The organism is Geothrix terrae, from assembly GCF_022808775.1.
Classification (GTDB): domain Bacteria; phylum Acidobacteriota; class Holophagae; order Holophagales; family Holophagaceae; genus Geothrix; species Geothrix terrae.
In genome coordinates this window covers 217,732-242,932 of the sequence record NZ_JAKZLA010000002.1, presented here as the reverse complement: position 1 = coordinate 242,932, position 25,201 = coordinate 217,732, and the positions used below count along the sequence as shown (strand labels likewise).

Genomic DNA, 25,201 nt, shown 5'->3' with positions numbered 1-25,201 from the left:
GAATGTGGAAGAGGGGTCGCGGGGGGATCAGTTGGCGGGCGCGGCGGGATGGAACCCGTGGCGCAGGGTCTGGACCTGGGCGGCGTCCGACGCGGGGCGGGCGGCCACGGGCTCCTGGACCACCGGCGTGTTGGCGTAGGCGCCGCCCTGCTGGGCCTGGCCGCTGGCCTGCACCAGGTCCGCGCGGAGCTGCCCGGGGGGCAGGGGCGCGGTCACCGTCAGGTCGAAGGTGGCCACGGTGGCCAGGCCTGCGGCGGCGACCTTCACCCGGAGGCCCTGGAGCACTTGGGGCGCCACGGCGGCGTCCACCCAGAGGGACAGGGTTCCCGTGCCCTGGCCCGCCGGGATGGTCCCGCTGCCGGTCACGCCGGCGGGGGCCTGGTCCAGGCTGAGGGTCAGGGGGCCCTGGAGGTTGGGGAAGTGGGGCAGGGCGCGGGCCGTGGTCACCGAGACGTAGCCGCCGCCGCCCGCGGGGATGCTCAGGCTCCCGGGGCTCACCTGCGCCAGGAAGGCCCCGCCGGCCGTGGCGGCCGGCCGGGTGTTGCCGAAGCAGGCCAGGAGGGGGAGAAGCAGACCGGCAACCAGACCGGCGCCCGCGAGTCGATGGCGTATGCGCATAGAAATCTTTCAGCAGTGGAAGGCCTTATTCTTCCTAGATCCATTGGAGTATGTCAAGACGCTAAATGATCGTTTTTTAATAGTTGTTTTAAGCAATGACGGGCTTCTGTAAACAGGCTGTAACCCGTCATCCGTACTGCTGACTTGTGGCGAATTGAGGATGAGGCCATCGGCAGCCGCCCTGGATGCCCTGGTCAGGGCGCCGGCCCGCCTTCGCGGCCTGTGCGTTCTTCTTCGTGGGCTTCGCGGAGGCTTTTGACGCCGTTCCTTTCGAGGCCCGAGGCTTCCGTTGGCGGCCGTTCCTGGCTAGGCTCTCCCCCACCCCCACGGAGGACTCCATGGCGACCACCCCGGATCCGCAGGACGCCACCGCCGCCTACCGGGCGAGAATCCTGGGGTTCCTGGGGGACCGGGATCCGCTCGCGGTGCTCGGCTCGACGGGCGACGCGCTGGCGGGCCTGGTCCGGGATCACGCCGGGAAGCGCCTTCAGACGCGGCCCATCGCCGGGAAGTGGACGCCCTGCGAGGTCATCGGCCACCTCTGCGACTGCGAGTGGGTCTACGGCTACCGCGCCCGGCTCATCCTCTGCGAGGAGAACCCGGCCATGCAGGTCATGGACCAGGACCTGTGGGTGGTGGGGCAGCACCACAACGAGCGCGACCCCCGCGAGCTCGTCGAGCAGTTCCGCGCCCTGCGCCCCCACAACCTGCGCCTCTGGCGGAGCCTGACGCCGCGGGACCTGGCACGCGCGGGCCGGCACAGCGAGCGCGGTCCCGAGTCCCTGGGCCAGCTCCTGCCCATGCTCGCCGGCCACGACCTCCTGCACCTGGACCAGCTCCAGCGCTTGCTCATGGCCATCCTGTAGCCACCGCGCACTGCGCCTGGGGCGCTCCCGCCCAGGGGCGAGCCGGGGCGAACGCCGCTATCCTGCCTGTCCGAGGAGCCGACCATGCCCAGCCCGCAGACGCCCCTTCCTTCCGGTTTCGGACCCGCCACCACGGCCCGCGAGGTGCTGCGGGGGCTGGATCTCTCGGGCCGCGTGGCCGTGGTGACGGGTGGCTCCGCGGGCCTGGGCCTGGAGACGACGCGGGCCCTGGCGGAAGCCGGAGCCACGGTGGTGGTGCCGGCCCGGAACGTGGCGAAGGCCCGCGCGGCAGTGGCCGGCCTTCCCCACGTGGAAGGTCGGGTCGAGGTGGCCCCCATGGACCTGCTCGACCCGGCCTCCATCGACGCCTTCGCGGTGGCCTTCCTGAGCTCGGAGCGGCCCCTGGCCATGCTCATCAACAACGCCGGCATCATGGCCACGCCCCTCACGCGGGACGCCCGGGGCTATGAGGCGCAGTTCGCCGCGAACCACCTGGGCCACTTCCAGCTCACGGCGCGGCTCTGGCCGGCGCTCCTGGCCGCAGGAGATGCGCGGGTCGTGGCGCTCTCCTCCCGGGGCCACCAGCGGGCCGGGGTGGACTTCGACGATCCGAACTTCGAGCGCCGGCCCTACGACAAGTGGCAGGCCTACGGCCAGGCCAAGAGCGCCAACGTGCTCTTCGCCGTGGGCCTGGACCGGCGCGGGGAGGCCCGCGGCGTCCGCGCCTTCGCCGTGCATCCGGGCGTGATCCTCACGGACCTGGGCCAGCACATGACCGACGAGGACCGGCAGGCCTTCGGACTCACGGCGGCGGACGGTCCCGGCACCGTGCCCGCGGGCCGCTCCGTGGCCGAGGGCGGCGACTTCAAGAACGCCCAGCAGGGCGCCGCCACCAGCGTCTGGGCCGCCACCAGCCCCCAGCTCGCCGGGCGGGGCGGCGTCTACTGCCAGGACTGCGACATGGCGCCCATCCTGCCGCCCGGCGCCCCCGGCACCGTCGGCGTCCGCCCCCACGCCATCGACCCCGAGGCTGCCGAACGGTTGTGGGCCCTGAGCGAACGGCTCACGGGGGTTCGGTTCGCGGGGTGAGGCTGGGGAAGGCGGGAAAAAGCCCCGCGATGGCCTCTGGAAGCCCGCTCACTTGGACCGTTCGGAGGTCTCGAGCTGCTGGAGCACCCTGAGGTTGTCCTCCGCCAAGGCGCTGCCTGAGGCCTTCGCGCGCTCGAGGTACGGGCGGGCTGTTGAGTAGGCGTGGCGGCTCATGTAGAGGTAGCCGAGGTTGTTCCACAGCTTGGCCTGGCTTCCCTGGGGCAGCTGGTCGGCGTGGGCCTCGGCCACTTTCAGCAGCGCTTCCGCCTGGCGGTCATCCCCAAGGATCATGTAGGCCCATCCTGTGGAGTTGTAGATGCTCCATTCATTGAGGGCCTTCGATTCTTTGATGGCGAGGGCCCGCTTCAAGGCCGCCAGGGAGCCCTTGTTGTCTCCGAGGTTGCTCAAGGCGATGCCCAGGTTGTAGTGGGCCAGGAAGTAGTCCGGGACGGTCACCGTGAGCTGCCGCAGCGCCTCCGCGGCCCCCTTTGAATTCCCGTGCCGGAGCAGCTCCCGGGCCTGCACCATCCGCTGGACGTCGGCGGGCTTGATGTCCGGCTGGTACCTGTCCTGAGCCAAGGCCGCCGGCGTGCAGCCCAGCACCACCACCCCCAGGATCGCCCTCTCCCGAACGCTACATGGCCACATCGGCGCCTCCCGTCGCGGCTTGCGCCCGGGCTCTCAGAATCTGCTGCTGCTGGTCGGCCAGCTGCTTCTGATGCTGGTACTGGGCGTAGAGCTCATCCAGATGGATGTCCAGCTGGTCCCGGTCGCGCACCTCCAGGGACTGCCTGGCCTTCCCCTTCAGGAAGGTCTCGGATTCGCCGCGTTTGAGGAAGGGGAATTGATGGAACTCGTCAGCCAGGTGCTCCGGGTTCACCGTCACCATGACCTGGTGTGCGAGCCCAGCGGGCTTGAAGAAGAGGAAGACCATGGCGCCGCCGAGGAACACCAGCGACAGCCCGCTCATCCACATGCAGAGCCGGATGGATCCACGGTTCGGGTGATCCTTCTTGATGACCGGGTAGGCGAACCAGCAGGCGAGGAAGAAGATGACGACGGCCAAGGCCCCGACCCCCGCGTTCACCACTTCCAGAATCTTCGGATTCAGAGCGCTCGATGTGATGTCCATGGAAATCTCCGCCTGACGGGCGAAGCCCGTGATGAAGGGGGTCAGAAGGGCCAGGTAGGCATGCTGAAGATCTTCAGGTCCACCCGGATGCCCACCTGGATCCGTGATTCCTCGGGAAGCTTGGACCGGTTGTTCGTCGCCCGGTTCATGCTGGCTTCGAGGAAGAAGCTGGTGGCGGACCACTTTTCCGGACGGAAGGCCACCCTCCCGCGGAAAAGCCGGCGCTTCTCGTTCTCGGGCACGGCCGGATCCCGGAACCGCTCGTCCCAGGTCGTCAACCCGATCTCGAAGAAGCTTCCCCGCCACTGGGGATCCTGTTGCTGGAGGCGCAGGAAGATGTGGCGCTGGTTCACGACCTGATCGAAGGGCACGGCCGAAGGGACCGGGCTGCCGTCGGCCTCGACCGGGACGACCCGCTCCTGCTGGGCGGACAGCCGGACGCCGAGGCCGAGGTTGGCATGCTGGAAGAAGGCGTATCCCAGGGACAGGTCCACGGCGCCGAGGAATCCGCGCGTCGTCCGGATCGCCGTCGCCATTCCGGAGAGGTCCTTCACTTCCACGGATTTCTCGGGTTCCACCTGGGCGATGATCACGGACTGGAAGAAGGCCAGCGCGGTCTTGTCCGTCCAGGTCTGGGTGGCCTCGAGGCGCAGCAGGCCCCGTTCGGCGAAGAAGTTCGAGGAGCCGCCCTGGCTGGGCGCGACGTAGAGGTTGGACCAGCTGGCCCCCGCGTAGAGCTGGACATCCAGGGGGCAGCTGTACACGGGAAGGGTCGTCGCCCTGGGCGTCCAGAAGAAGTGGCTGTCATTTCCCCGCATCCACCAGGCGAGCGTGCGGGCATCGTCGGTGGAGAGGGTGTCCAGATCCCTGAGATCCAGGCCGTCACAGCTCGGCAGGAGGACGACGGGGCCCTCCAGTTCCGTGCCGTCGGGTCCGAGCACCGTGTGGGCCTCGGCCCAAGGCCCGCCGGAGAACCTGAGCCGGATCCCGCCATCACCCAGCTCGCCGATGCAGAACACCCGGGTTCCCTCCTTGAGGAGCGGGTCCTTCGATCCTTCCTTCCGGATGGGCGCGATGCAGAGGAGGGTCACCCTGAACCGGGCCGCGGGGGTGCTCCTCCGGGCGGAGTCGTCGCCGACGGGGTGGAAGGCGTTGATCCGGAAGAACTCCACGAGCAGGTTCCGGTCCAGGGCCACCCCCTTCGATCCCAGAACCTCCCGCCAGGAGGGCTTGGGAGTGCTGGTGCTGATGGCCTCTCCCTGGGTCTCCGCCACCCGGCTCCAGCGGGCCCCGGCCAGGTTGAGCTGATCCTTGTCCAGCGGCACCCGCAGCTTGGAGTCCACCTCGGCATCCCCGTGCTTTTTCACGCACCTGAACACCGCCGTGACCGTTCCGGAAGTGGACTCAAGGCCCTCGAGCTTGAACTTCTCCGCCAGGTCCTTGGGCTCCACCTGGAGGGCGGCAGCCTGTGGATCTGGATCCTTGGCTCCAGTCACACTGGAAGGCGGGGGTTGTGCCGGGCCCGGGGCAGGAGCCTGGGCAAGCAGCACGGCGGGCAGGGTTGCGAGCAGGATGGATCGCATGGAAGCTCCGGAGAGATCACCGCGAAGGACATCGGGTTCAGGGCGTCGGAGGGGGGTAGACGGCGGGGCCGCCGGAGAGGATTCCTGCCGCCAGATGGGCCGAGCTCAGCTGCTTCCCGTTCATGCCCCCGTCGGACCCGGCCAGGTAGTCCCCGTGGCCCACATTCCAGTCATTCGGGAGGGGTAGGGACACCACGGTGCCGGGGATCCCTTCCCTGGCCTCCGAGGGCTGGGGACCGACGCGCCCCAGGGCGGACCGGGTGTAGCCCCCGAAGAGGAAACCCGCGATGAAATCGCCGATCGGGAAGCACCATTGCAAGACCACGTCCTTTTTCGAGGACAGCACCTGCACGCGGGCGGCGGCCTGGACGCAGGCCTGGAATCTCGCCCGCCGCGCCAGCGCGTCACAGTCCACCGCACCGGCGAGCAGGAGGCACATGCCCGCGGGAACACCATCTTCATGCAGCCGCTTCATGGTCTCCAGCGCGACCAGGGAGCCCAGGCTGTGCGCGATGAAGTGGGGACGCACGGAGCCGGGAAGATACGCCAGGATGAAGGCGGACAGCTTGTCCGCCGTGCTCTGGGCATCCTCCTCTTCCACGGAGTAGGTGAGCGGGGAAAGCCGGTTGTCGCCAGGCCACAGCACGAGGGCGAGACCCGTATCCAGGCCGAGGGCCTCCTTGCGCAGCTGGGCCGCGTAGGCGGAGAGCTTCGCCTTCCCCTCCCTGCGGTCGTTGGCAAAGCCGTGGATGACGAAGGTCCAGGCCGGGTGCGCGCGGAGGGTGGAGCCCGGCTCGACCTCGATCTCCCGGCCATCCTCCGAGACGAGATACATCTTCGGTCGCACGACGGGACCGCCGACGTTCTGGATCCTGAAGTCGAGCAGGTGCATGTCCGCCATGGCGCTATCGCCGGCCCACGGCCTCTTTGGCCGCTTTCAGCAGGGAGACGAGGTCCTTCGAGATGGGGGCGATGGGCACGGCCACGACCCCGAGCAGGAGGGCCTTCCCCAGGTGGCCGGCCAGGCTGCCGTCGGGAGGGACCATGGCCGCGACCGACAGGGCGCCGAGGATCGCGACGATCCCGGCCCAGCATTGGGTCCAACCCACGCGGGCATTCATGGCGGTGGCCACGGCTCCCTCCACCCAGGCATTCAAGGTGAGCTCAGCCGTGCCCAGGACCTTCCGGCCCTCCTGGAGCTGGGCTTCGTCCACCCCCGGGCCTCCCTTCACCTGGGAGTCCCGGAACGTCTTGAGGGCGGCCTCGAGCTTTCCGGAATCCAGGTTCAAGGCTTTGGCGAATTCCTTGTCCTCGGGGCCGTCCAGGGCCACCTTCAGCCCGTCCCGGAGCACCTGCATGAGCGCCGCATCGCCCTTGCGGTAGGCACCCCTGAGGATGTGATCCCAGCCTTCCTTCCCGTAGGTCCTGTGCAGGGCCCGGAGGTTGGCCCTCCCCAGGGCCCTTTCCAGGCGCCGGAGGCCGGCCACCCCCAGGGGCGTGGTCCCCTTCGCGGCCTCGACGAGGCCGAACGCGGCGGTGCCCAGGGCGCCTGCGGCGGTGATGAAGTGGGTGAGGCTGTCAAAGGGGGTCAGGAGGGTCGGCATCGGTTCCTCGACGCGGAAAGACATGCCTAATAGGAAGAAGGGACTTGGATCCCCGGACGGCGTCCACGGCATGGCCCACGCCTTGGAATCCCGGCATGTGCGCGTGATGGACTGTCCTCAAGATCGGCTTGAAGGAAGCCTTGTCAATATTTTGATGATTGAAAAAACCAAGCGACACCTTAGAAAACATTGAACAATGGACGAACAAGGCATGTTTGCTCCATCTTGTGCTGGGCAATCCTTTCTGGGCCGAGGTGGGGTGGAGGGAAGTTGCCTGCCTGGGCCTTGATGGCGGGGCCGGGGGACCTAGCCTTCGGGCGTGACTCGCCCGGGTGGGCATCACCCAAGGAGGTCCTATGAAAAAGACCGCCCCCAAAGGGGAAGGGATCGCCATCGGCACCTGGCCGACCCCCGAGAAGCCGGCCGTGAAGCACGCCCATCGCGGGGGAACCGCGGCCATCGACACCGTGCCGCTTCCCGAGCGGCACGCCGTCCTCACGGGCAAGCTGGAAAAGCTGGAGCTGCAGATGGGAAAGCTGGTCGCCTACGCCCCGTCGGCCTCCAGCCTGGAAGCCGCCGTTGCGCCCTTGCGCACCTGCGCCTTCCACCCCCACTACCGCCACGGCATGACGGCGGATGAGGGCGCCCAGGCCACCTGCGATGCCATCGAGGCCTTCGTCGACTGCCTCACGGGCAAGGCCGGAAAAGCGACCTAGCGCCCTGCGCCGCGGACGCACCCCTCAGCCCTCGCGACCCGGGCCCCGGATGGGCGCGGAGGGAGGAGCAAGGCTCTTTTCGGGCCACCGATTCCGGTGATTTCGGGGAGGCCCGGCTCCGCCCATGCGGGAAGCTCGCGGCGCCCCATCACCATCCTCACTGACATCGGTGGCTGATTCAGCTTTTCGCTTGGGAGGCGGCGGCGAGCTGGGCTTCGGTGAGGCCGAAGAGGGGGGCGACGGTTCGGCCGCGGAGGCTGGCCATGAGGTAGAGCTGCCCGCGGTGGTGGGCCTCGTGCTCGGCCATGGCGCGGAGCCACTTCCATGTGGCCATGGAAGCCCCGGCGGGGTTCACGCAGGGGGCCAACAGGTCCGCGTCCGTGAGGGTGCCGAAGAGGACCAGGGATTCCGCGTGGCAGCGGTCCAGGTAGGCGCGCACGCCATCCAGGCCCGCGGCCAAGTCAGCCCCGTGGCCCGGGTAGGTGCTGGGGCGGCCCTGCACGTTCTCTGCGTACATGAAGCGCTCCAGCCCCGCCAGGTGGCGGAACAGGTCGCCGAAGGTGAAGGCCCCGGGCACGGGCGCCCACTCGAGGTCCTCGGGCGCCAGCGCCTCCAGCACCCGCACCGTGCGAGACCGGGCGTTGCGCCAGTAGGCGAGGAAGGAGGGGGCGTCCTGGAGCATAGAACTAGAAATTTTTACGCACTTTTTTTATAAGCATTCAAAATAATGGAATTCTCTATATCTGTTTTGAAATTTCTGAGTAATTGTAATACCTCATCGGCAAGATTCTTATAATCCGAACCGGAAATATCTATGTAGTCTCCATGCGCAATACCATTTCGTCGTTTGAGTAAACTTTCATCGATTAAATGATATTTCGTCTGATAGGGTGCGGGGTTAATCCCAATGGAGATAGATATATTCTCAAAAATTTCTGAGTTCAGATTAGATTCAGTCCGTATGGCACCATCAAATTTTAATTTTGCTGGTTGATCTAATTCGTTGATAATAAATTCAAGAATTTCTTTGTTTTGGTCCATTTGTTTTGATGATTTCAAGGAATTGAGTTTGCCCTTTAGACCTAAAACAGAAAAACAGGATTGAAGTTCATTGTATTTTAATCCCTGATGCTCAATAAAAAAGAGAAATGCAAATGAGGAAGCTTTGATGAATCCCTCCCAATGTGCATAAAGAAGTGCGAGTGATGCGCGAATAAGTGTTTTCTTTTCGAGTGATCCCGTGCCATTAATGACATTTTTTAAATTGGCAATTTCTTTTAATCTCCAAGCAAATTCTTGGTCCAGAAAATCTTGGAGTTGTGATGAAGTCCGAGGCTTCATGGATTACGGCCTAAAGTATTCATTTGATAGGGGTAAAAGATGTACGAGTCGAGTGGTTCCACGCGTTCCTGCACCGGAATGAGAGAGGAACGTGGTGTCCGACCATAGAGCCTTAACTCTACTTGTAATTAAATCGATTTGTCCATCTTCGGTTAATTTTTCGATTTCACTTATTTGTTTGGAAACTCCAATTGACACAACTTCAAACAATGACATTAAAAATTTGCCTGTAAATCTCGAGCCATCCCATTTCTTAAAAGCTCCAGAATTGAGTGCCCGATTAAGAAGTTTGAATGTTTTATTGAAAATTTCACCTTCCGTTGGCATGTCAAATGATGGGTCACTCGCGATTGAAATTAGGGCCTCATCAAGATATTCATGTACATCAAGACCCTTGGTGTATGTGACATTTCTAAAAGCAATAAATCGAAAAGCCAATTCGACGTTTGCCTGAATTCTAATTGCATCTTCTGTTTGGGCTATTGTGTTAAGAAAATCGGTATTAGAAGATAGATCAAAAAGCCATTCTTTAAATGGAGGATTTATCATGACTGCAACACAATTTCGCACTTCTTGTTCTGAAAGTTTTGACCCACCAGTGTTTAATCTCTGGAATAATTCGTATTTTGAGTTAGGGTCACTTTCTTTTTTGAGAATTTCGACTCTGATTCTGGCTCTTTTTATAGTTAACTGAATTGATTTTCCAATACCATCATTACTAGTGGAGTCGGTCTGTTCCCAACGTTTATCGGCAAGACCTGGTAGATATTTGGTGCCACTAAGAGTAAGTGGGGGAAGGGGGACTCCGTTTTCGTCGTGCAACATGCCGGCGAACTGGAGGACGGTGGATAATCTTTGAAGACCATCAATTAATTCCCAGATGCCATCCGTATTCTGGTACACAAAGATGGGTGGAACCGGGATACCAAGTAGAAGAGATTCTATGAATCTAGTTCTTTGCGAATCATCCCACCTAAACAATCTTTGAAAATCGGGATTAATTGTTAATTCATTATCCTTGTACAAATTCATAACTTCTCCGAAAGACATGTCATATCCATCGGAAACGATTTCTTTTCTAGCTTGGTTGATTTCTAGTTCAAGCGTCATGGGTCACCGACATTTAATTGTTGCTTAATTACACTAAGACGTTTTTTGGGGGGATGTCATCCCATCGGCTCTTCATGCCCGCACTTGGGGCAGAGCAGCACCTGGATGGGGTCCTTCCCCCTCGGCTTGCGGGTCTTCTCGCCCATGCTGGGGTTCTTGCAGGCGGGGCAGGTGACGGGGACGGGCTTGTCCCAGGCGGTGAAGTCGCACTTGGGGTAGTTCACGCAGCCGTAGAAGACCTTGCCGAAGCGGGTCTTGCGGGGGCTGAGGCCGCCGCCGCACTTGGGGCAGGGGACGGCCAGGATCTCCTTCTTCACCGTCTTGCAGGTGGGGTAGTCGATGCAGCAGATGAACTCGCCGTAGCGGCCGTGGCGCTTCACGAAGTCCTTGCCGCAGTTGGGGCACTTCTCGCCGATGGGCTCGTCCGGCGGCACGGGGATGCCCTTGGGATCGGCCTTCACGATGCCCTTGCACTTGGGGTAGTTGGGGCAGGCCCAGAAGGGGCCCCACTGGCCCTTGCGCAGGTTCATGGGCGTGGTGCCGCAGAGCGGGCACTCGGGCGCGTCCTCGGGCTCCTCCATCTTCTCGAGGTCCGCCGTGTAGTCGCACTTGTCCTTCTCGGCCTCGGCGCTGTAGTTGGTGCAACCCACGAAGAGCCCGTTGCGGCCGATGCGCTTGAGCAGCACGCCCGGGTGCTTCTTCCGGTCGCCGCACTTGGGGCACTTCTCGCCCGTGGGCACGCCGGCCTTCAGGTTCTGCATGTCCTGCCCGGCGGCCTGGAGCGCCTTCTCGAAGGGGCCGTAGAAGTCGGTCATGGCCTTCTTGAAGGTGAGCTGGCCCTCCTCGATGCGGTCGAGGTTGCCCTCCATGCCCGAGGTGTACTTGCTGTCCAGCAGGCGCGGGAAGCCCTGGATGAGCAGCTCGGTGACCACCATGCCCAGCTCCGTGGGCTTGAAGCGGCCCTCGTGCTTCTTCACGTAGTCCCGGTCCTGGATGGTGCTGATGATGCTGGCGTAGGTGGAGGGCCGGCCGATGCCGTCCTCCTCCAGCTCCTTCACCAGGGTGGCCTCGTTGAAGCGCGCCGGGGGCTTGGTGAACGACTGGTCGGCGTCGAGCTGCTCCAGCTTCAGGGCCTCGCCCAGCTTCAGGGCCGGGAGCTGCTCCTCGTCCTCGTCCTCCTCGCCATCCCGGGTGCCATCCTTGGTGGCGTCGGCGATGGACTCGGCGTCGGCCTCGCTCTTGTCGGCGCGGTAGACCGCCAGCCAGCCGGGGAAGCGCTCGATCTCGCCCTTGGCTTCAAAGAGCGCCGTCTCCTTGCCCACTTCCGCTTCGGTCTGCACCACGGTCTCGTCGAAGCGGGCGGCCTCCATCTGCGAGGCCATGGTCCGCCGCCAGATGAGGGCGTAGAGGCGGAACTGGTCGGGCTCCAGGTGCCCGCGCAGGCTCTCGGGCGTGCGGGCCACGTCCGTGGGGCGGATGGCCTCGTGGGCGTCCTGCGCCCCGGCCTTGCCGGTGTAGACTCGGGCCTTGGCGGGCAGGTACTCCTTGCCGTACTTCTTGGCGATGAGCTCGCGGGTGGCCTCCACGGCCTCGGGGGCCATGCGGGGCGAATCCGTTCTCATGTAGGTGATGAGGCCCACGGGGCCTTCGCCGAATTCCACGCCCTCGTACAGGCGCTGGGCGTTCTGCATGGTGCGGCTGACGCTCATCTTCAGCTTCTGGGCCGATTCCTGCTGGAGCTTGGCGGTGGTGAAGGGGGCGGCGGGGTTCCGCTTCTTCTCCTTCGTCTCCAGGCTGGTGACCTTGTAGGCGGCCTTCTCCAGCTTCGATTTCAGGTCCTTGGCCTGGGCGGCGTCCGCCACCCGGCGCTTGGTCTCCTTGTTGCCGAGCTGCAGGGCCTCGCCTCCCACCTTCACCAGCTTCATCCAGAAGGAGGGCGGCAGCTTGGCGGCGAACTTGGCTTTCAGCACCCAGTATTCGACGGGGTTGAAGGCCTGGATCTCCTTCTCGCGGTCCACGATGATGCGCACGGCCACGCTCTGGACGCGCCCGGCGCTGAGCCCGCGGCGCACCTTGTCCCAGAGCACCTGGCTCACCTTGTAGCCCACGAGCCGGTCCAGCACGCGGCGGGCCCGCTGGGCATCCACAAGCTTCTTATTAATGACCGTGGGCGCGGCCATGGCCTTCTGGATGCCCGCCGGGGTGATCTCGTTGAAGAGGACGCGGCTGACGGGCAGGCTCTTGGGCGGCTTGATGGCCTCCAGCAGGTGCCAGCTGATGGCCTCCCCCTCGCGGTCGGGGTCGGTGGCAAGCACCAGCTCGTCGGCGGTCTTGGCGGCGGCCCTCAGCTCCTTGACCACCTTCTCCTTGGCCGGGCTGATCTCGTATTCCTCCTGGAAACCGTTCTCGATGTCGACCCCCAGCTTGCGCGGGAGGTCCCGGATGTGGCCCACGGAGGCCATGACCTTGTACCCCTTGCCGAGGTACTTGGTGATGGTCTTCGCCTTCGACGGGCTTTCGACGATCACGAGTTTGGTCACAGCATCCCCCAGGGGCCAAGGATGAGTCCTGGGGGCGGAGGTTTGTCAAGTGCCGGCGGGGAGGGGCGCCCCGGACCCCCCTGGTAAAAAACGAAGGGAGCCAATGCTGGCGCGGGTCTTAAAATCTTGTTTATACAAATACATATGAAATTTCTGTGGACAGGCCTTCGTTGTGCTGCGGAGAATACGACGCATTTCCTTTATCACCGGCCCTCCGGGACCACGGAGCGGATCCCATGCGTCAAGTTCCCGGCCAGCCTGCCGCCCCCCACCCGGGATCGCGGGAGCGCCGGTGAGCGCGGTCTCGCGCCTGCCCGAGGAGCTGCGCCCCATCCTGGCGACGGTGGAGCACTCGCCCGATCCGGTGTTCATCACGGACCGCCACAACCACATCGCGGCCTGGAACCGCAGCGCCGAGGCCCTGCTGGGCTTCACGGCCCAGGAAGCCGTGGGGGCCTCCTGCGCGGACCTGATGGGCGGGTGCGACGGATGGGGCAACCGCTACTGCAGCGAGAACTGCCCCCTGGTGGGGATGGCGGGCCGGGGAGAGGTGGTCCGGCACTTCGACCTCCGCTTCGTGGCGAAGGACCGCCACCTGGTCCTCGCGGAGGTGGTCATCCTCCAGCTGGCGGCCCCGCCGCCCCACCACTTCTACCTGATGCACATCCTGAAGCCCTCGGAGCGGTCGGCGGCGCCCGCCGCCAGCGGGAACGAGAACGGCGCGGCCCCCCGGCCGGCCGCCCAGAACGCCCGCGAGTCGCCGGACGCCCGGGCCCGCCGGCTCAGCCAGCGGGAAGTGGAGATCCTGGGCCTCATCGCCGCGGGGCGGACCACCCCGGAGATCGCCGACTTCCTCCACATCTCGGCCCTGACGGTGCGGAACCACACCCAGAAGATCCTCGACAAGCTGGAGGTGCACTCCAAGGCCGAGGCGGTGGCCTTCGCGTTCCAGAAGGGGATCGTCTAGGGGGGCCAGGCGCTCTTTTAGAAGTGCTGGGGTTGCTAGGGTTGCCGCGTGGCCGGGCGTCCGGCCCGGGCCGCCGCTCCGCCGGGCCCTGATGCATTCTCCCCACGCAGAATGATGCGGGCGCCGGATGGTGGGGCCCTGGGGCCAGTCGTATTCCTTGAAGCCGAACCCCTTCCAAGGAGCCACCCCCCTATGCGCCTCCCCTTGAAGCATCCTTTCCCCGCCCTGGGAAGACTCGCCGTCCTGGCGGGTCTCTTCCTGGGCCTGGCCACGCCCGCCAGCGCCTTCCCCATCTTCGCGCGGAAGTACCAGACCTCCTGCGTGACCTGCCACACGGTGTATCCCAAGCTCAACGCCTTCGGCGAGGCCTTCCGCCTGAACGGCTACCGGATGCCCAAGGAGACCGAGGAGCAGATCAAGCAGAGGCCCGTCTCGCTCGGCTCCGAGGCCTACAAGCGCGTGTGGCCCCAGGCCGTGTGGCCCAGCGAGCTGCCGGGCAACGCCCCCCTGGCCGTGAACGTGAAGATGGCGAGCGTCTACAACGCCGCCACGGACGCCTCCGGCAACAAGACGGTCGTCCACAACGACTTCCAGTTCCCCCAGGAGGTGAACCTCTTCGCGGCGGGGACGCTCGGCGAGCACATGAGCTTCATGGCCGAGCTGACTCACGCCGAGAACTCGGACGGCAGCACCGGCACGGAGATCGAGCACGCCCGCCTGGACTTCGACTCCCTCCTGGGCCCCGAGCACGCCTTCAACGTCCGCATCGGGAAGTTCGCGCCGAACCTCTACGACGGGTTCCAGGAGATGTGGATCATGACCGACAACGGCGTGGACTCGATGTTCAACTACAACCCCGTGGGCTACAACGGCGGCGTGGGCATCCTGGATGACGCGGCCGGCGTCGTGTCCCTGCCCGCCCGGGCCCGCGCCATCGAGGCCTACGGCGTCATCAAGCACCGCTTCTTCTACACCTTCGGCGTCATGAGCAAGATCAGCCCCGGGGCGAACACGCCGGTCAGTGGCGCCAATGCTCTCGGCACGACCGGCTCCCCCAACGGGAACTTCAACAACAGCACCCACAAAGACATCTACCTCCGGATGGACTACAAGTTCGGCGGCATGGGTCTGGACGGCGACACGGAAGGCGTGCAGCTGCCCCCCGAGAACTGGCGTGAGACCTCCTTCCGCGTGGGCGTGTTCGGCCTGAAGGGCAACGCCACGAACGTCGACTTCCTGGCCGCGGACATCAACGGCCCGGTCATCGACCCCGTGGATGGGACCAACCCCTTCCACATGCAGGACACGAGCTACACCCGCGGCGGCCTCTATGCCTCCTGGACCTGGATGGACCTGAACGTGTTCGGTGTCTACCTGAATGGCCGGGACACCCTGGAGCTCCGGACCGCCGACAACCTCACCGTGGTGAGCACGAACGACCGCACCTACAAGGCCGCCTTCGTCCAGGCGGACTACGTGATCGCGCCGCCCTTCCAGGTCTCCGCCCGCTTCGAGAAGCTCACGCCCGGCGACACCACCGTCCAGCCCCTGAAGGTCTCCAACTTCAACTTCAGCTACCTGGCCGCGGCCAACGTGAAGTTCATGATCGAGTACCAGAAGTCGGACCAGGCCGGGGTCGGAAGCAACAAGGCCCTGAACACCGTCATCCGCGCCGCCTTCTAACCCACCCCCGCGGGGGGCGCTCCGGCGCCCCCCGCACCCGCATGACAGGAGCCCTACGATGAAAACCGCACTCATCACCATCCTGGCCCTCGGCTCGGCAGCCTCGCTCGCCGCCGGGGACCTGCACGGGAAGGTCACCTGCAAGGGTGTGCGCAACAATGCCGACGCCGTCGTCTTCGTGGACACGATCCCCGGCAAGACGTTCCCCGCGCCCGCCAAGCATGCGCTGGTGGACCAGAAGAACCTGGTCTTCATCCCGCACGTGCTGCCGGTGCAGGTGGGCACCACGGTCGACTTCCACAACGACGATGCCGTGCTGCACAACGTCTTCTCACCCGACACCTGCTGCAGCAAGTTCAACCTGGGCACCTGGCCCCAGGGGCAGTCCCGCAGCTACACCTTCAAGAACGAGTGCCAGGCGACGCTGCTGTGCAAGGTCCACCCCGAGATGGAAGGCTTCGTCGTGGCCGTCCCCACCCCGTACTTCGCCGTCACCAAGGCGGACGGCAGCTACGAGATCAAGAACGTCCCCGACGGCCAGCTCACTGTGAAGGTCTGGCACCCGAAGCTGAAGGCGACCCAGAAGAGCGTCAAGGTGGCGGGCAGCACGCAGGCCGATTTCGAGATCGCGAGGTAGCTCCCTTGGCCGACGTCAGCCAGGAATGGCTTGAACGGAACTTCCCCTGCAAGTGGGCGTGCCCGGTCCATACCGAGGCGGGCAAGTACGTGACGCTGATCGCGGAGGGGAAGTACCGGGAGGCCTACGCGGTCGCCCGGCGCCCGAACCCGCTCGCCTCCATCTGCGGGCGGATCTGCGCGGCGCCGTGCGAGGCGGTGTGCCGCCGGGGCGAGCTCGACGCCCCGGTGGCCATCCGCGCCATGAAGCGGTTCGTGACGGAGAAGTTCGGCGTCGAGAGCATGATGGACTTCTCCGTGCTGTCCGAGATCTACGGCCACCGGAAGGACCGGTACGCCGAGAAGGTGGCTGTCATCGGCTCGGGCCCCGCAGGCCTGGCCTGCGCCCACGACCTGGCGCTCCTGGGCTACCCGGTGACCATCTTCGAAGCGGCCCCCGTGGCCGGGGGCATGCTGCGGCTGGGCGTGCCCGAGTACCGCCTGCCCCGGGCCCTCATCCAGCTCGAGGTGAACGCCATCCTCTCGCTGGGGGTGGAGCTGAGGACCAACGCCCGGCTGGGCAAGGACTTCACGCTGGAGGACCTGAAGGCCCAGGGCTACCAGTCCATCTTCCTGGGCGTGGGGGCCATGCAGAGCCGCGATCTGCGGACGCCGGGCATCGAGCTGGACGGCGTGCTGAAGGGCATCGACTACCTGCTGAACCTGAACCTGGGCTACAAGGTCGACATGGGCCGGAAGGTCGTCGTCATCGGCGGCGGCAACGTGGCCCTCGACGTGGCCCGCACCGCGGCCCGGGGCGGCGAGCAGGCGAACATGGAGCGCAGCCTGTCCATCGTCCAGGCCCTGGACGTGGCCCGGAGCGCCGTGCGCTTCGGCGGCCGTGAGGTCACGGTCTGCTGCCTGGAATCCGAGCAGGAGATGCCGGCCTCCCCGGAGGAGGTGGAGGAGGCCCACAAGGAGGGCATCCACTTCCGCTACCGCGTGGGGCCCAGGCGCATCGTGGGCGAGAAGGGCGCCGTGACCGGCATCGAGTTCACCCGCGTGGCCCGCGTGTTCGACGAGACCGGCCGCTTCGCGCCCCAGTTCGAGGATGGCTCGGAGGAGATCTTCGAGGCCGACACGGTCATCGTGGCCATCGGGCAGACGGGCGAGTTCTCGTTCCTGCGCCCCGAGGACGGCATCCAGACGGCCCAGGGCCGGATCATCTTCGATCCCGATACCCTCGCCACCACGGCCCCCGGCGTCTTCACCGGCGGCGACGCGGCCTTCGGCCCCCGGATCGCCATCAGCGCGGTGGCCGACGGCAAGCGCGCCGCGCGGTCCATCGACGAGTTCCTGCGGGGCCGGCCGTGCCCCGAGCCCGAGATCACCGTCGAGATCGACCAGGAGGATCGCTACGAGCGCGCCTGGGACTACGAGGGGATCCCCCGCCAGCAGCCGCCCATGCGGCCGACCTCCCGCCGGGTGGGCTTCGCGGAAGTCGAGGAGTGCTTCAGCGAGGGCGCGGCGCGCCAGGAAGGCCTGCGCTGCCTCCACTGCTGGACGAACACGATCTTCGAACAGAACCCCGACGAGGGCACGGAGTGCATCCTCTGCGGCGGCTGCCAGGACATCTGCCCCGAGGACTGCATCGAGATCGTGCCGTCGCGGCTGGAGGGCGAGGCGCCGGCCTCGGCGCGGGAGCTGGCGCCGCTGCTGCTGGACGGCGAGCGGGCCGGCTCGATCTTCATCAAGGACGAGGAGACCTGCATCCGGTGCGGCCTGTGCGCCATGCGCTGCCCGGTGGGGACCATCACGATGCAGAGCTTTGCAGGAAAGGAGCGCGCCAGTGCGTGACGCGGAGGAAGGCATGGCATTGCCGCTCAAGTCGGGCGAGGAGTCGCGCCGGGAGTTCCTGGCCCGGCTGGGGCTGGGCGCCTGCGCCCTGACCGCCGCGGGGGCCGCCCTCACGGTGCTGGACTACATGGAACCGAAGGTGCTCTTCGAGCCGCCGACGGAGTTCAAGGCGGGCCACCTGCAGGACTACCCGGAGGGCACGATCCGCTTCGACGAGGAGCACCGGGCCTACATCGTCGGCGGCCAGGGCGGCGTCTTCGCGCTGTCCGCCGTGTGCACCCACCTGGGCTGCATCACCCGCTACCACGCGGATGAGGGCGTGATCGCCTGCCCCTGCCACGGCAGCCGCTTCGACCCGGAGGGCAACGTGGTCCACGGCCCGGCCCCCCGCTCCCTCCCCTGGCTGGAGGTGAAGGCCGACGCGGACGGGAACCTCACGGTCGACACCAGTGTGGTCGTCCCCCACGGAAAGGTGCTGAAGGTATGAACGGGAACGCTTTCTCCCTCTCCCAGCTGGGCACCCTGATCCGCGGATCCGCGGTGTACCGCTCCATCGTGCGGCACGGCGCGGCGGACACGAACCGCAACCGCTCGCTGGTCATCTTCGAGAACCTCTTCCTCCACGTCCACCCGGTGAAGGTGCGGGAGAAGACGCTGAAGTTCAGCCACACCTACTGGCTGGGCGGGATCACGGTCTCGGCCATGGTGGTGCTCATCGCCACCGGCATTCTGCTGATGTTCTACTACCACCCCTCGGTGCCACAGGCCTACCGGGACATGAAGGAGCTGAAGTTCGTGGTGGACAACGGGGTGTTCTACCGGAACCTCCACCGCTGGGCCGCCCACCTGATGGTGCTCGGGGCGATGCTGCACATGGCCCGGGTGTTCTACCACCGCGCCTACCGGCCGCCCCGCCAGTTCAACTGGGTGATCGGCGTGGTCCTGCTTCTGGTGACGCTGCTGCTGTCGTACACCGGGTATCTGCTCCCCTGGGACCAGCTGGCCTTCTGGGGGGTCTCGGTGGGCACCAACATGGCGAAGGAGGCCCCCATCCTCGGGCCGCCCATCCGCTTCCTCCTGCTGGGCGGGAACATCGTCTCCGAGAACGCCCTGCTGCGCTTCTACGTCCTCCACTGTGTCCTCTTGCCCGCGTCCCTCATCGGCCTCCTGGGCGTCCACATCTGGCGGGTGCGGAAGGACGGCGGCGTGCAGGGTCCGCCTGAACCCCCCGCCGACGACGAGGTGGAACCATGAGCCAGCCCATGCCCCCCCTGCGGGTCGTCGAGTCCAACGATCCCGTGGCCGTGCCCAAGCGCGTGGCCCTGGTGCGCCCGGACGCGAGGGCCACGCTCCGCCGCGTGGAGGAGCGCTGGGTGATGACCTATCCCAACCTCATCCTCCGCGAGGTGATCTGCTTCCAGGTCGTGGTGGTCGCCCTCTCGATCATCGCGCTGCTCTTCAACGCCCCCCTCGAGGGGATCGCCAATCCCCTGGAGACGCCGAACCCCTCGAAGGCGCCCTGGTACTTCCTGGGCCTCCAGGAGCTGCTCCACTACTTCCCGCCGGTGGTCGCCGGCGTCGTCTTCCCCGGCCTGGTGGTGGTGGCCCTCGTGGTCATCCCCTACGCGAAGATCAACCTGTCGGCGCGGCCCCTCTGGTCGGGGGACAAGGCGCGGACCCGGAACTGGGTGGGCGGGGCGGCGGGCTTCCTGGCCGTGTTCTTCGCGCTCTTCGGCTGCTGGCCCATCGTGGTCCCGACCCTCCTGATCGGGGCGGCCATGTTCTCGGTCTACGGCGGCGGGCAGGAGGGGCGCCTGCGCCGGTTCCTCGTGAGCGTCACCCTGCCGGAATGGATCATGACCTGGTTCATCCTCGTGGCCACGGTCCTCACGCTCATCGGCACCTTCTTCCGTGGTCCCGGGTGGTCGCTCGTCTGGCCCTGGAACATGTATCCCCCCGCTTGACGGAGTTCCCGTGCCTCTGCGACGCATCTTCGCCATCACCAGCATCCTGTTCCTGGCGGTCCTGGCGGTCTCCCCGCTGAAGAACGCCCTCCGCCCCTACCGGGGATTCCAGCGGGCCTTCGCCCGGCTGGGGGCTTCGCGGGCCAAGAGCCTGCAGGCCGCCAAGGCCTACCAGCAGCAGCCCGTGGCCATCCACCAGATCTGGCTGCCGGACTTCGAGAACCGCGTGGACCGCTGCACCACCTGCCACCTCGGCGTGCAGGACGCCGCCATGACCGGCGCCCCGGAGCCCTTCCGCCTGCACGCGGCGACCTACCACACGCCGAAGGACATCGGCCGGTTCGGCTGCACCGCCTGCCACGGCGGGCAGGGGCTGGCCACGCTGGAGAAGGACGCCCATGGCGAAGTGGCGGATGCCGGATCGCCCATGGTGCCCCTCCCGTTCATCGAGTCGGGTTGCGGCCGCTGCCATGCCGCCGAGAAGGTGGCCGGCGCCGCGACCCTGTCCCTGGGCCGGGCGGCCCTGGAACGGAACGGCTGCTACGCCTGCCACGCCGTGAAGGGCCACGAAGCCTTCCGCTCGGAGGCCCCGCCCATCGAGGCCGTGGGCCTCAAGACCGGGGCCGAGGCCCTCCGGCGCTGGCTGAAGGATCCCAAGGCCGTCGATCCCAACGCCACCATGCCGCGCTTCCAGCTCAGCCAGGCCGAGATCGAGGAGCTCGCGAACTACGTGTTCAGCCTCGCCCCCGGCCGGGCGCTGGCGGACAAGGTCCAGGCGGCCGGGGCCGAGCCGGCCGGCGACGTGGCGAAGGGCAAGGCGATTTTCGCCGAGGCCCGCTGCATCTCCTGCCACACCCTCGAAGGCAAGGGCAACGGCTCGGCGCCCGAGCTCTCCAAGGTGGCCTCGCGGGCCTCGGCCGGCTGGCTGCTGGCCTTCATCCGCGACCCCCACGCCTTCAACCCGCGGACCCGCATGCCCCAGTTCAACTTCTCCGCCGACGAGGCCCGCCACGTCGTGGCCTACATGGAATCGGAGTTCAAGGACTTCGACGCGCCGAAGGAGATCCTCGACCCGCTCCGCGTGAACCAGACCCTGGCGGAGAAGGGGAAGGTGCTCTTCCGGCAGAAGGGCTGCTACGCCTGTCACGACCCCGGCGCGGCGGCGGACCGGTTCGGCCCCGCCCTCGACGGCATCGGCGACAAGCGCGCCGCCTCGCTGGATTTCGGCAAGCGGACGGACATCGCCCGCACCCTGCCGGCCTGGCTGGAAGCGAAGGTCAAAGCCCCCGGCTCCTTCCAGGACGGCCTGAAGATGCCCACCTTCGCCCTGTCGCCCAAGGAGGCGCAGGCGGTGGTCACGGCCCTGCTGTCCCTGGGCGCCCGCCCGGTTCCCCAGGCCTACCGCTCCACGCCGGCCGTGCGGGCGAGCCTCCTGCCCGGCGGGGCCGTGGGGGCCCTGATGGACAAGTACCGCTGCCTGTCCTGCCATCAGATCGGCGACCGGGGCGGGGACATCTCCACCGCGCCCCTCACCGCCGAAGGCAGCAAGGTGAAGCAGGACTGGCTGGTGAATTACCTGGTGCTCTCGACCACCATCCGCCCCATCCTCACCGACCGCATGCCGGTGTTCCGGATGACCCGGGAGGAGGCCGCCCAGATCGCGCAGGCCTTCGAGACCTTCTACCTGGATCCGCGCATTCCGGAGGATCCCTACGCGGGCCAGCCCGCGACCTCCAGGGACCCGGTGGAGGGCAAGCGCCTCTACGACACGCTGGGCTGCCGCGCCTGCCACATCCTCGGCGCCGGCGGCGGCTACTACGGGCCGCCCCTCACCGAGGCCGGCACGCGCCTGAAACCGGGCTGGACCTATGCCTGGCTCAAGGGCCCCCAGAAGTGGCGCGCGGATGTCCGCTGCCCCAACTACGGCCTGAGCGACGCCAGCGCGCTCCAGCTGACGGCCTACCTCGACACGCTCGTCAAGTCGTCCACGGCCTCGAAAGCCAAGCAGGGAGGCACGCGATGAAGTCCCGGTTCCAGATCCTCGGCCCGGTCCTCTTCCTGCTCGCGGCGGGGGCCTGCTCCCGCCACAAGGCCGCGGCCCCGGCGGCTCCTCCAGCCGAAGCCGCGGCCCCGGCCCCGGCCGCCGACGCCCCCCCGGCGGCTCCTCCAGTCGAAGCCGCGGCCCCGGCCCCGGCCGCCGACGCCCCCCCGGCGGAGGCGCCCCTGTCCTACGAGCTGCGGCTGGGGAAGGGCGTCTACCAGCACCATTGCCAGACCTGCCACGGTGAGACCGGGGCGGGGGACGGCTTCAATGCCTTCAACATCGATCCCCATCCCCGCGATCTGTCGGACCCCGCCTTCCAGAAGGCCAAGACGGACGCGGACCTCAGGGACGTCGTCCAGCGGGGGGGCCTGGGGGTGGGCCTGTCCGCCATGATGCCGCCCTACGGGAAGACGCTGAGCCCGGACCAGATCGACCAGGTGGTGGGGTACCTGCGGACGCTGAAGCGGACGGAGGGTTAGGGCCAGCGCGGAAGGTCCCTGAGCATCGCGAGCACCTCTTCGGGACCTCCGCAGGCATGGGCTGCGCCCTCCCCCAGGAGGGCATCCGGTCCTTCGGATCCCGGCACCACCCAGAGCTCCTTGCCCAGGTCCAGGGCGAGGCGGGCGGTGACCATGGACCCGGACTGCCACCGGGCCTCCACCACCAGGACGCCCTCGGACCAGGCCGCCAGCAGCCAGTTCCGCCGGGGGAAGTGCCACTTCCGGGGCGGGGCCTCGGGCGGGAAGGGAGTGATGACCCCGCCCCCGGCGGCCACCATGCGGTCCATGAGGGGGGCGTGCTCCGGCGGGTAGGGATGGTCCAGGCCCGAGCCCAGGACGCCCCAGGTGCCCGCGCCGCCCGGGCCCGCCTCCAGCGCCCCCTGGTGCGCGGCGACGTCGATGCCCCGGGCCAGGCCGGAGATCACCGCCACACCCGCCTCGGCCAGCACCTTCGCCCAGCTCCGGGCGCGGTCCCGTCCGTGCCGGCTGGCCTGGCGGCTGCCCACGATGGCCAGGCTGTGACGCGCGCCGGGCACCGGCGGGGGCAGGTTCCCCCGCACCCACAGGGCCACGGGGTAGGGCAGGGGCGCCAGCAGGGCGTCGGCGCCCTCGTCGCCCGGCAGCAGCAGGCGGGCGCCGCGGTTGAGGGCCTCCTGGCGCCGCCGGGGCAGGCTGGCCTCCAGGCGGACCAGGGCCGTGGCCTGGTCCGGGGACAGGGCGGGCTCCACCCCCGCCTGGACCGCCGCCCAGGCTTCGGCCTTCTGGCGCTCGGGCCAGTCCAGAACCGTGAAGGCTAGGGCCCAGAGGGCGAGGTCCATGGGATTCTCGGGCGTGGAAGGCTATCCTGGATGCGGCGGGGCGCGTGGTGCAAGCCCTTTCCCCTTGCATTTCCCAGACATCCGATTACACTGGGTCTCTTGGCTATTTCCCTTTCCGGCCCGTGAGGTTCCCATGTCCCGTCAGTGCGAAGTCTGTGGCAAGAAGCCCCAGTTCGGGAACAACGTCTCCCACTCCAACAACGTCACCAAGCGCCGCTGGAACCCGAACATCCAGCGCGTGCGCGCCCTGGTGGGCGGCGCCCCCAAGCGCCTGCGCGTCTGCACCTCCTGCATCCAGGCCGGCAAGGTCCTGAAGGCGGTCTAGGGCTTTTCTCCATACGCGAAGCGGCGGCCGGACGGCCGCCGCTTCGCGTATGGGCTCGGTGCGCCTGTCAGACTGATCTCATGCTGCTCGCCCTCGACACCACCACGGAAATCCTGCACCTGGCGCTGATCCGGGGGAACCGCGCGTGGACGCGGCGGGTGGTCTCGGGCGTGGGACGGGGGCACAGCGAGCGGCTGATCCCCACCCTGGACGAGCTCATGGCCGAGGCCGGCGCCGCCCCGGACGACCTCACCGGCGTGGCCGCCTGCCTGGGGCCCGGGGGCTTCACCAGCCTGCGCATCGGCGTGGCCACGGCGGAGGGCTTCGGCCTCACGGGCCTGCCCACCTGGGGCTTCTCCGCCTTCGCGCTGCGGGCCGAGGCGTTGCGTCAGGCTGGGGGAGGGACGGGCGTCTCAGGGCCCCGGTGGATCCTCCTGGACGGCCAGCGGGGCGAGGCCTTCCACCAGCGCTGGGGGACGGACGGCCCCTTGGAAGCGGCCGCCAAGCATCCCCTGGCGGACCTGCCCGGGCGCGTGGGCGAGGAGCCCTGGTGGGCCCCGGAGGCCTTCGCGCCGAAGGTGGCGGCCGTGCTGCCGGATCACCGCATCGCGCTGGCCGACGAGGGCGCGGCCACCCTGGCGGGCCTGGTGGCCCTGGCCCGGCGGGTGGTCCAGGGCGCGCCGGAAGCGCCCCTGACGCCCTTCTACCTGCGGGAGACGGATGCCGAGGTGAACTTCCCCCACGCCGCCGCCCACCTGCCGGAGGCCCTGCGGAAGGGCGTGGCGCGATGACCCGGCCCCACGCGGTCCATCGGCTCCTGGAGGGGGCCGCGATGCCGCCCTGGGTGGTGGCCCTGGACCGCGAGGCCTTCGGCGAGCCCTGGGCCGATCTGGCCGGCCACGAGGCCCTGTGGGTGGTGCCGGAGGTGGGCTTCGCCCTGTGGTCGCGGGCGCCCCGGGCGGGGGAGGCGGAGCTGATTCGCATCGCCGTGGCCCCGGCGGCCCGCGGCCGCGGCCTGGGCCGGGCCCTGCTGATGACCAGCCAGCGGGAGCTGGCGGCGGACGGGATGGACCGCCTGTACCTGGAGGTGCGCCCCTCGAACGAGGCGGCTGTGCGGCTCTACGAGGCCTGCGGCTGGTCGCCCTGTGGGCGGCGCCCCCGCTACTACGCCGACGGCGAGGACGCGCTGCTGTACCAGCGCCTGGGCTGAGGGCCGGCCGGGTTCAGGCTACGCATGGATCCCTTAAATTGACGACCGAGGGGTATTGACCAAGGTGACCGTTGGGGTAATGTTATCTCCACGGTCACATTCGAGGTCCCATGGTCGGCATCTCCAGACAGACGGATTACGCGGCGCGGCTGGTGCTCCACCTGGCCTCGCTGCCGGAGGGGACGCGGGCCTCCATCGCCGAGATCGCCGAGGCCCGCCTCCTGCCCGCGCCCTTCGTCCGCCGCCTCATCGGCGGCCTGGCCAAGGCGGGCATCCTCCAGACGGCCCGGGGCACGGGGGGCGGCATCGCCCTGGCCCGGCCCGCCTCGGAGATCTCCCTGCTGGACGTGGTGACCGCCCTCGAGGGCCCCATCGTCCTCAACCAGTGCCTGGACGGACACCACCACTGCCCGCTGGCCCACGGCTGCCCCATCCAGGCGGCCTGGGCCGAGGCCGCCCGCACCCTCGAGACCCACCTGGCCGGCGTGCGCTTCGATGCCCTGGCCCGCTCTCCGGAGACCCACCTCGCCGCCCACCTGCGCTGCCATACGGCGCTCAGGACCAAGGCGGCGTCGAGCTGTTCCTGATCCCCTAAGCCCCATCCCCAACTCAGACCCGT

The 25,201-nt window shown here is 67.2% G+C and carries 27 protein-coding genes; 16 read left to right on the top strand and 11 right to left on the bottom strand.

The genetic code is table 11. The features are described 5' to 3' along the window. Positions 1–27: 27 nt before the first annotated feature. The gene (locus tag MLE42_RS04170; RefSeq protein ID WP_243286628.1) at positions 28–618 is read right to left on the bottom strand and encodes a hypothetical protein; all 591 of its coding nucleotides are present in this window, start codon (positions 616–618) and stop codon (positions 28–30) included. A gap of 338 nt (positions 619–956) precedes the next feature. Here MLE42_RS04170 and MLE42_RS04165 point away from each other — a divergent pair, with 338 nt between their 5' ends. Next, complete coding sequence (locus MLE42_RS04165; protein ID WP_243286627.1) at positions 957–1,484, top strand: DinB family protein; 528 nt, start codon at positions 957–959, stop codon at positions 1,482–1,484. An 84-nt stretch (positions 1,485–1,568) separates the two neighbouring features. Further along, positions 1,569–2,573 (top strand): oxidoreductase, encoded by a 1,005-nt coding sequence (locus tag MLE42_RS04160; RefSeq protein WP_243286626.1) that lies wholly within the window; start codon positions 1,569–1,571, stop codon positions 2,571–2,573. Between the two features lie 48 nt (positions 2,574–2,621). Here the strand turns inward: MLE42_RS04160 and MLE42_RS04155 are convergent, their stop codons facing one another. Genes MLE42_RS04155 through MLE42_RS04135 form a run of 5 tightly spaced genes read right to left on the bottom strand, consistent with a single transcriptional unit; the run spans position 2,622 to position 6,892 of the window. Further along, positions 2,622–3,221, bottom strand: coding sequence for a tetratricopeptide repeat protein (locus tag MLE42_RS04155; RefSeq protein WP_243286625.1), 600 nt, complete (start codon positions 3,219–3,221; stop codon positions 2,622–2,624). Further along, positions 3,208–3,705, bottom strand: a complete 498-nt coding sequence (locus MLE42_RS04150) for a hypothetical protein (RefSeq protein WP_243286624.1) — start codon at positions 3,703–3,705, stop codon at positions 3,208–3,210. Before MLE42_RS04150 ends, MLE42_RS04155 begins: the two co-directional genes overlap by 14 nt. 41 nt (positions 3,706–3,746) lie before the next feature. Next, positions 3,747–5,288 carry a hypothetical protein gene (locus tag MLE42_RS04145; protein ID WP_243286623.1) on the bottom strand — a complete coding sequence of 514 codons (1,542 nt, stop codon included), beginning with the start codon at positions 5,286–5,288 and terminating at the stop codon, positions 3,747–3,749. Between the two features lie 37 nt (positions 5,289–5,325). Then, positions 5,326–6,189 carry an alpha/beta hydrolase gene (locus MLE42_RS04140; RefSeq protein WP_243286622.1) on the bottom strand — a complete coding sequence of 288 codons (864 nt, stop codon included), beginning with the start codon at positions 6,187–6,189 and terminating at the stop codon, positions 5,326–5,328. 4 nt (positions 6,190–6,193) lie between these two features. Beyond that, complete coding sequence (locus tag MLE42_RS04135) at positions 6,194–6,892, bottom strand: hypothetical protein (protein WP_243286621.1); 699 nt, start codon at positions 6,890–6,892, stop codon at positions 6,194–6,196. Positions 6,893–7,248: 356 nt separating this feature from the next. Here MLE42_RS04135 and MLE42_RS04130 point away from each other — a divergent pair, with 356 nt between their 5' ends. Then, positions 7,249–7,608, top strand: coding sequence for a hypothetical protein (locus tag MLE42_RS04130; RefSeq protein WP_243286620.1), 360 nt, complete (start codon positions 7,249–7,251; stop codon positions 7,606–7,608). 178 nt (positions 7,609–7,786) lie between these two features. Here the strand turns inward: MLE42_RS04130 and MLE42_RS04125 are convergent, their stop codons facing one another. From MLE42_RS04125 to topA, 4 genes are read right to left on the bottom strand one after another with little or no spacing between them, the layout of a single operon-like run. After that, complete coding sequence (locus MLE42_RS04125; protein ID WP_243286619.1) at positions 7,787–8,290, bottom strand: DinB family protein; 504 nt, start codon at positions 8,288–8,290, stop codon at positions 7,787–7,789. A 14-nt stretch (positions 8,291–8,304) separates the two neighbouring features. Further along, positions 8,305–8,949, bottom strand: a complete 645-nt coding sequence (locus MLE42_RS04120) for an MAE_28990/MAE_18760 family HEPN-like nuclease (RefSeq protein WP_243286618.1) — start codon at positions 8,947–8,949, stop codon at positions 8,305–8,307. Between the two features lie 3 nt (positions 8,950–8,952). Next, entirely contained in the window at positions 8,953–10,059 is a 1,107-nt protein-coding gene (locus MLE42_RS04115; RefSeq protein ID WP_243286617.1) for a DUF262 domain-containing protein, read from the bottom strand. 56 nt (positions 10,060–10,115) lie between these two features. Then, positions 10,116–12,599, bottom strand: coding sequence for a type I DNA topoisomerase (gene topA / locus MLE42_RS04110; RefSeq protein ID WP_243286616.1), 2,484 nt, complete (start codon positions 12,597–12,599; stop codon positions 10,116–10,118). A gap of 292 nt (positions 12,600–12,891) precedes the next feature. Between topA and MLE42_RS04105 the strand changes: the two genes are divergently transcribed. From MLE42_RS04105 to MLE42_RS04065, 9 genes are all read left to right on the top strand, one after another. Beyond that, positions 12,892–13,566 carry a helix-turn-helix transcriptional regulator gene (locus MLE42_RS04105; protein WP_243286615.1) on the top strand — a complete coding sequence of 225 codons (675 nt, stop codon included), beginning with the start codon at positions 12,892–12,894 and terminating at the stop codon, positions 13,564–13,566. A gap of 192 nt (positions 13,567–13,758) precedes the next feature. Next, positions 13,759–15,249 carry a hypothetical protein gene (locus tag MLE42_RS04100; RefSeq protein ID WP_243286614.1) on the top strand — a complete coding sequence of 497 codons (1,491 nt, stop codon included), beginning with the start codon at positions 13,759–13,761 and terminating at the stop codon, positions 15,247–15,249. Between the two features lie 58 nt (positions 15,250–15,307). Further along, entirely contained in the window at positions 15,308–15,886 is a 579-nt protein-coding gene (locus tag MLE42_RS04095) for a hypothetical protein (protein ID WP_243286613.1), read from the top strand. A gap of 5 nt (positions 15,887–15,891) precedes the next feature. Then, positions 15,892–17,721, top strand: a complete 1,830-nt coding sequence (locus MLE42_RS04090; RefSeq protein ID WP_243286612.1) for an FAD-dependent oxidoreductase — start codon at positions 15,892–15,894, stop codon at positions 17,719–17,721. Between the two features lie 13 nt (positions 17,722–17,734). Beyond that, on the top strand, positions 17,735–18,208 hold the full coding sequence (locus tag MLE42_RS04085) for a QcrA and Rieske domain-containing protein (RefSeq protein ID WP_243286611.1): 474 nt from the start codon (positions 17,735–17,737) through the stop codon (positions 18,206–18,208). Beyond that, positions 18,205–18,975 (top strand): cytochrome b N-terminal domain-containing protein, encoded by a 771-nt coding sequence (locus MLE42_RS04080; RefSeq protein ID WP_243286610.1) that lies wholly within the window; start codon positions 18,205–18,207, stop codon positions 18,973–18,975. Before MLE42_RS04085 ends, MLE42_RS04080 begins: the two co-directional genes overlap by 4 nt. Further along, complete coding sequence (locus MLE42_RS04075) at positions 18,972–19,685, top strand: cytochrome b family protein (RefSeq protein WP_243286609.1); 714 nt, start codon at positions 18,972–18,974, stop codon at positions 19,683–19,685. The genes MLE42_RS04080 and MLE42_RS04075 overlap by 4 nt, the downstream gene beginning before the upstream one ends. Before the next feature lie 10 nt (positions 19,686–19,695). Continuing rightward, positions 19,696–21,708: a c-type cytochrome gene (locus tag MLE42_RS04070; protein ID WP_243286608.1), complete on the top strand. Its 2,013-nt coding sequence runs from the start codon at positions 19,696–19,698 to the stop codon at positions 21,706–21,708. Next, positions 21,705–22,208, top strand: a complete 504-nt coding sequence (locus MLE42_RS04065) for a c-type cytochrome (protein WP_243286607.1) — start codon at positions 21,705–21,707, stop codon at positions 22,206–22,208. Before MLE42_RS04070 ends, MLE42_RS04065 begins: the two co-directional genes overlap by 4 nt. On the opposite strand, the gene MLE42_RS04060 is transcribed toward MLE42_RS04065, so the two are convergent. Then, positions 22,205–23,047: a DNA-processing protein DprA gene (locus MLE42_RS04060; RefSeq protein ID WP_275975701.1), complete on the bottom strand. Its 843-nt coding sequence runs from the start codon at positions 23,045–23,047 to the stop codon at positions 22,205–22,207. The genes MLE42_RS04065 and MLE42_RS04060 overlap by 4 nt on opposite strands. Before the next feature lie 133 nt (positions 23,048–23,180). On the opposite strand from MLE42_RS04060, the gene rpmB reads away from it, so the two are divergent. From rpmB to MLE42_RS04040, 4 genes are all read left to right on the top strand, one after another. Next, positions 23,181–23,372: a 50S ribosomal protein L28 gene (gene rpmB, locus MLE42_RS04055; protein ID WP_243286606.1), complete on the top strand. Its 192-nt coding sequence runs from the start codon at positions 23,181–23,183 to the stop codon at positions 23,370–23,372. 80 nt (positions 23,373–23,452) lie between these two features. Then, the gene (gene tsaB / locus MLE42_RS04050) at positions 23,453–24,163 is read left to right on the top strand and encodes a tRNA (adenosine(37)-N6)-threonylcarbamoyltransferase complex dimerization subunit type 1 TsaB (RefSeq protein ID WP_243286605.1); all 711 of its coding nucleotides are present in this window, start codon (positions 23,453–23,455) and stop codon (positions 24,161–24,163) included. Continuing rightward, complete coding sequence (locus tag MLE42_RS04045) at positions 24,160–24,582, top strand: GNAT family N-acetyltransferase (protein WP_243286604.1); 423 nt, start codon at positions 24,160–24,162, stop codon at positions 24,580–24,582. The genes tsaB and MLE42_RS04045 overlap by 4 nt, the downstream gene beginning before the upstream one ends. A gap of 110 nt (positions 24,583–24,692) precedes the next feature. Beyond that, positions 24,693–25,169, top strand: coding sequence for an RrF2 family transcriptional regulator (locus MLE42_RS04040; protein WP_243286603.1), 477 nt, complete (start codon positions 24,693–24,695; stop codon positions 25,167–25,169). The last annotated feature ends 32 nt before the right edge of the window (positions 25,170–25,201 follow it).

Bases quoted from the DNA above. Each gene is read 5' to 3' on its own strand.
- MLE42_RS04170 (WP_243286628.1), bottom strand. From the start codon at position 618: ATGCGCATACGCCATCGACTCGCGGGCGCCGGTCTGGTTGCCGGTCTG.
- MLE42_RS04040 (WP_243286603.1), top strand. From the start codon at position 24,693: ATGGTCGGCATCTCCAGACAGACGGATTACGCGGCGCGGCTGGTGCTC.
- MLE42_RS04085 (WP_243286611.1), top strand. From the start codon at position 17,735: ATGGCATTGCCGCTCAAGTCGGGCGAGGAGTCGCGCCGGGAGTTCCTG.
- MLE42_RS04155 (WP_243286625.1), bottom strand. From the start codon at position 3,221: ATGTGGCCATGTAGCGTTCGGGAGAGGGCGATCCTGGGGGTGGTGGTG.
- MLE42_RS04130 (WP_243286620.1), top strand. From the start codon at position 7,249: ATGAAAAAGACCGCCCCCAAAGGGGAAGGGATCGCCATCGGCACCTGG.
- MLE42_RS04140 (WP_243286622.1), bottom strand. From the start codon at position 6,189: ATGGCGGACATGCACCTGCTCGACTTCAGGATCCAGAACGTCGGCGGT.
- MLE42_RS04075 (WP_243286609.1), top strand. From the start codon at position 18,972: ATGAGCCAGCCCATGCCCCCCCTGCGGGTCGTCGAGTCCAACGATCCC.
- MLE42_RS04135 (WP_243286621.1), bottom strand. From the start codon at position 6,892: ATGCCGACCCTCCTGACCCCCTTTGACAGCCTCACCCACTTCATCACC.
- MLE42_RS04045 (WP_243286604.1), top strand. From the start codon at position 24,160: ATGACCCGGCCCCACGCGGTCCATCGGCTCCTGGAGGGGGCCGCGATG.
- MLE42_RS04150 (WP_243286624.1), bottom strand. From the start codon at position 3,705: ATGGACATCACATCGAGCGCTCTGAATCCGAAGATTCTGGAAGTGGTG.
- MLE42_RS04165 (WP_243286627.1), top strand. From the start codon at position 957: ATGGCGACCACCCCGGATCCGCAGGACGCCACCGCCGCCTACCGGGCG.
- MLE42_RS04060 (WP_275975701.1), bottom strand. From the start codon at position 23,047: ATGGACCTCGCCCTCTGGGCCCTAGCCTTCACGGTTCTGGACTGGCCC.
- MLE42_RS04125 (WP_243286619.1), bottom strand. From the start codon at position 8,290: ATGCTCCAGGACGCCCCCTCCTTCCTCGCCTACTGGCGCAACGCCCGG.
- MLE42_RS04115 (WP_243286617.1), bottom strand. From the start codon at position 10,059: ATGACGCTTGAACTAGAAATCAACCAAGCTAGAAAAGAAATCGTTTCC.
- MLE42_RS04065 (WP_243286607.1), top strand. From the start codon at position 21,705: ATGAAGTCCCGGTTCCAGATCCTCGGCCCGGTCCTCTTCCTGCTCGCG.
- MLE42_RS04145 (WP_243286623.1), bottom strand. From the start codon at position 5,288: ATGCGATCCATCCTGCTCGCAACCCTGCCCGCCGTGCTGCTTGCCCAG.
- rpmB (WP_243286606.1), top strand. From the start codon at position 23,181: ATGTCCCGTCAGTGCGAAGTCTGTGGCAAGAAGCCCCAGTTCGGGAAC.
- MLE42_RS04120 (WP_243286618.1), bottom strand. From the start codon at position 8,949: ATGAAGCCTCGGACTTCATCACAACTCCAAGATTTTCTGGACCAAGAA.
- MLE42_RS04095 (WP_243286613.1), top strand. From the start codon at position 15,308: ATGAAAACCGCACTCATCACCATCCTGGCCCTCGGCTCGGCAGCCTCG.
- MLE42_RS04160 (WP_243286626.1), top strand. From the start codon at position 1,569: ATGCCCAGCCCGCAGACGCCCCTTCCTTCCGGTTTCGGACCCGCCACC.
- tsaB (WP_243286605.1), top strand. From the start codon at position 23,453: ATGCTGCTCGCCCTCGACACCACCACGGAAATCCTGCACCTGGCGCTG.
- MLE42_RS04080 (WP_243286610.1), top strand. From the start codon at position 18,205: ATGAACGGGAACGCTTTCTCCCTCTCCCAGCTGGGCACCCTGATCCGC.
- MLE42_RS04100 (WP_243286614.1), top strand. From the start codon at position 13,759: ATGCGCCTCCCCTTGAAGCATCCTTTCCCCGCCCTGGGAAGACTCGCC.